Origin of the sequence: Dictyobacter arantiisoli, assembly GCF_008326305.1 — a bacterium.
Taxonomy (GTDB): domain Bacteria; phylum Chloroflexota; class Ktedonobacteria; order Ktedonobacterales; family Ktedonobacteraceae; genus Dictyobacter; species Dictyobacter arantiisoli.
On sequence record NZ_BIXY01000179.1, the window covers coordinates 1 to 4,190 of the forward strand.

Here is a 4,190-nt window from a genome sequence, read left to right on the forward strand (position 1 = left end):
TCCACACTGACCCCGACGCCCACCCCGACAAGCGGTGCGACCTGCTCGGTGCAATACGTGGTCACCAACCAGTGGACCGGCGGCTTTGGTGCCAGTGTGACGATCAACAATACCGGGAGCACCTCTATAAGCGGATGGACCCTGGGGTGGACCTTTGCCAATGGACAAACGATCACGCAACTCTGGAACGCGAGCTACACCCAGTCGGGCAGCTCTGTGTCGGTGACCAATAGCTCCTACAATGGCACGATCACCCCGGGAGGCAATACCAACATTGGCTTTAACGGCTCCTGGAATGGCAGTAATCCGAAGCCTACAGCCTTTACGCTCAATGGAGCTGCCTGTAGTGTTGCGTGACGCTGTTTGAATGGTGAAGGGACTGGTACCATTGAGGTGAGGAATGAGCTTATTTGAGAGGAAGCACTTGCTCTTTGAGCAAAAACAAGGACGTTTCTCTCATCTTGACTCGAGAGCTTTCACCTCAATAGTGCCTTTCGGGAGAAAGGAGAAGCCACCAAAACCACTAAGAACGTTCCGAACAGAGCCGGAGGCCATCTGGCTGTTCATGGATGACGGAAGACAGATATGGATACGTTTGCGCTTCCAGTTCATCACTACTTGTTATCTCCCAGAGGGATTTGCCTTTCAGTATTGAAGGCAGAAAGGAAAACAAGGATGTTTTATCGTTTCCCAAGAAAATGGTTTTTCGTGATCACGCTGTCATTTCTTCTCATCGCGCTGGGAAGTAGCACATTCTTTCTCACCAGAACATCAGCTGCGACCACCTTGAAGTCAGCAGCAGCGGCCACAGGCAGAATCTTTGCCTCCGCCGTTGCGGCCAGTCACCTCAGCGATTCGCAGTATGTAACCACCCTTGACAACGAGTTCTCCGGCCTCACTCCTGAGAATGAGATGAAGTGGGATGCCACCGAACCTTCACGAAACTCATTCAGCTTTGGCTCCGCCGATCAGATCGTTAGCCATGCTCAAAGTCAGAACATGAAGATCCGTGGCCATACACTGGTCTGGCATAATCAGTTACCCGGATGGGTCAGTGGTATCGGCTCTGGCAGTGACCTGCTTTCAGCAATGAAGAACCATATCACCACCGTCATGACCCATTTCAAGGGCAAAATCTGGTATTGGGATGTGGTCAATGAGGCGTTTAACGAGGATGGATCTCGACGGAGCGACCCCTTCCAAAATCTGATTGGCAACTCCTATATCGAAACCGCCTTTGTTACCGCTCATGCTGCCGATCCCAACGCCAAGCTGTGCTACAACGACTATAACCTCGATGGGATCAATGCGAAGAGTACCGGGGTCTATACCATGGTTCGGGACTTTAAGTCGCGTGGTGTCCCCATCGACTGCGTCGGCTTCCAGACGCATCTGAACGCAGGCCAGGATCTCTCGAGCTATCAGGCGAACTTGCAGCGTTTTGCCGATTTGGGTGTTGATGTGCAGATTACGGAACTGGACGTCGCGGGCAGCGGAACGCAACAGGCGAACACATATCGAACAGTAGTGCAGGCCTGCGTTGCGCTTTCCCGCTGCAACGACATCACGGTATGGGGCATCACCGACAAGTATTCCTGGAGAGCAAGCAGCACACCGTTGCTCTTCGACGGCAACTACCAGAAGAAACCCGCCTATGACGCAGTCATCCAGGCTCTGAGTAGCGGAACACCCGTTACTCCGACGCCGACCCCAATCGGAACACCAGTCACGGCCAGTTCTTATGCGGTGGATGCGGGAGGAACCGCGACAGGAACCTTTGCGGCGGATGCGTACTATAACGGTGGAAGTACCTACTCGACGACCTCCAGTATCGACACCAGCGGGGTAAGCAATCCGGCACCGCAATCCGTCTATCAGACGGAGCGCTATGGCAATATGACCTACAGCTTCCCGAATCTGAAGCCCGGGACGCAGTACACGGTGCGGCTGCACGAGGCGGAGCTCTACTGGACCAGTAGTGGACAGCGCACCTTCAATGTGGCGATTAATGGACAGCAGGTCTTAACCAATTTCGACATCTACGCCACCGCAGGTGCGATCAACAAGGCAGTTGTTGAACAGTTTACGGCGACGGCAGACGCCAGTGGGCAGATTACGATCCAATTCACCGGCGTCAAAGATAATGCCAAGGTCAGTGGCATTGAGATCCTGCAAGGTAGCAGTGCCACGCCTACCCCGACACCTACGTCCACACCTACACCCACGCCCACGCCTACGCTCACGCCCACGCCAACATCCACACTGACCCCGACGCCCACCCCGACAAGCGGTGCGACCTGCTCGGTGCAATACGTGGTCACCAACCAGTGGACCGGCGGCTTTGGTGCCAGTGTGACGATCAACAATACCGGGAGCACCCCTATAAGCGGATGGACCCTGGGGTGGACCTTTGCCAATGGACAAACGATCACGCAGCTCTGGAACGCGAGCTACACCCAGTCGGGCAGCACGGTGTCGGTGACCAATGTCTCCTACAATGGCACGATTGCCCCGGGAGGCAATGCCAACGTTGGCTTTAACGGCTCCTGGAACGGCAGTAATCCAGCACCAGCTTCCTTTACCCTCAACGGGCAGGCGTGTACGACGGTGTAATCGAAAATGTAAGTGCTTAAGCATCCAGAGAATGGGCAATCTCTCTGGATGAAGCTTCAAAGGAGGTGAGGCTTTTCTTTTAATAGATGTGCCATCCCTACAGGTGGGCTAACTGTCTTCACTTGACGAATTGCAAGAGCAGCAAATCCGTGCTTTGCTGCTCTTACAGTTCGTTGAGTGAAAATTGACAGATCACCAGTAGCAGGAATCTTCTTTGTTCTCGCCAGCCATGGTCTGCAATGCTGGGACAAAGTGAGAACACCTGCATTGTTCATTGGAACTAGAATAGAAGACCATTTCCAGATAGTAGAAAGGACACAAGGACGTGAAACATCCTCTCTCGTTTCCTCACTATTTGCACGCCCTCAATTGGAGAGTCCTCGTGGCCCTCGTGGCTGTGGTAGGCCTCATTGCGAGCATGCTGAGCATTTCAGGCCGGAGCGCCAAGGCGGCAGCGTCGCAGCCATGCGACATTTACGCGTCTGGCGGCACGCCATGTGTAGCTGCCCATAGCACGGCGCACGCCATGTGTAGCTGCCCATAGCACGGCGCGCGCCCTGTTTGGCGCCTATAACGGGAACCTGTACCAGGTCAGGCGCGCCTCGGATAACACAACGTTGAACATCGGCGTCCTGAGCACGGGCGGCTTTGCCAACACCGCCTCCCAGGACTCCTTCTGTGCCAGCACGACCTGCGTCATTACTGTCATCTACGATCAGTCCGGGCACGGCAACAACCTCGCCTACCAGGGATCTGGCGGGGCAGGCGGCCAGGATACCCCGGCGAACGCGACATCCGAGTCACTCACGGTGGTCGGTAACAAGGTCTACTCGCTCTACATCAATCCCGGCAACAGCTACTGGCACGACGGGTCCTCGTCGGGCATGCCAAAAGGCAGCTCTCCGCAGGGCGCCTACATGGTGACCAGCGGCATGCACGTCAACAGCGGCTGCTGCTTCGACTACGGCAACAGCGAGACCGATCGCAAAGCCGACGCGGCTGGCGCAATGGACGCCATCTACTTCGGCACCAGCTGCTGGTTTGGCGGGTGCACCGGAGCTGGCCCTTGGATACAGGCCGACCTCGAATGGGGACTGTTCCCCGGCGGAAGCAGCTCCTGGAACCCCAACCAGCGCGCATTCCCCAACCGATACGTCACTGCCATGCTCAAGAACAACGGCACGACCCAAATGGCGATCAAGGGCGGGAATGCACAATCGGGAAGCCTGACTACGCTGTACAGCGGGTCGCTGCCCAGCGGGTACAACCCGATGAAACAACAGGGCGCCATCATTCTGGGCAGTGGGGGTGACTGCTGCGCCACCAACAACAACCAGAGCCTGGGTACGTTCTACGAGGGAGCTATCGTGGCTGGCTACCCCTCCGATGCCACCGATAACGCCGTGCAGGCCAATATTGTTGCCGCTGGCTATGGCAACAGTACCCAGCCCACTCCGTCTCCTTCTCCGACACCCGCTTCCGGGTACGCGGTGAATGCAGGAGGAGCCACGGCAGGAACCTTTGCGGCGGATGCGTACTATAACGGTGGAAGTACCTACTCGACGACCTCCAGTATC

Annotated in this window: 2 protein-coding genes and 1 pseudogene; all 3 read left to right on the plus strand. The window is 56.1% G+C overall.

The window, feature by feature from the left end:
• A partial coding sequence (locus F1593_RS27420; protein ID WP_172632513.1) for a cellulose binding domain-containing protein occupies positions 1-357 on the plus strand: 357 nt, incomplete at its 5' end.
• A 318-nt stretch (positions 358-675) separates the two neighbouring features.
• A complete protein-coding gene (locus F1593_RS27425) occupies positions 676-2,613 on the plus strand; it encodes an endo-1,4-beta-xylanase (protein WP_149404735.1) in 1,938 nt (645 codons plus the stop codon).
• 457 nt (positions 2,614-3,070) lie between these two features.
• A pseudogene (locus F1593_RS27430) lies at positions 3,071-4,049 on the plus strand (arabinofuranosidase catalytic domain-containing protein); the annotation flags it as partial.
• Between the last annotated feature and the right edge of the window lie 141 nt (positions 4,050-4,190).

What these genes read in the sequence shown, in the direction of transcription:
- F1593_RS27425 (WP_149404735.1), top strand. Translation starts at nt 676, where the DNA reads ATGTTTTATCGTTTCCCAAGAAAATGGTTTTTCGTGATCACGCTGTCA.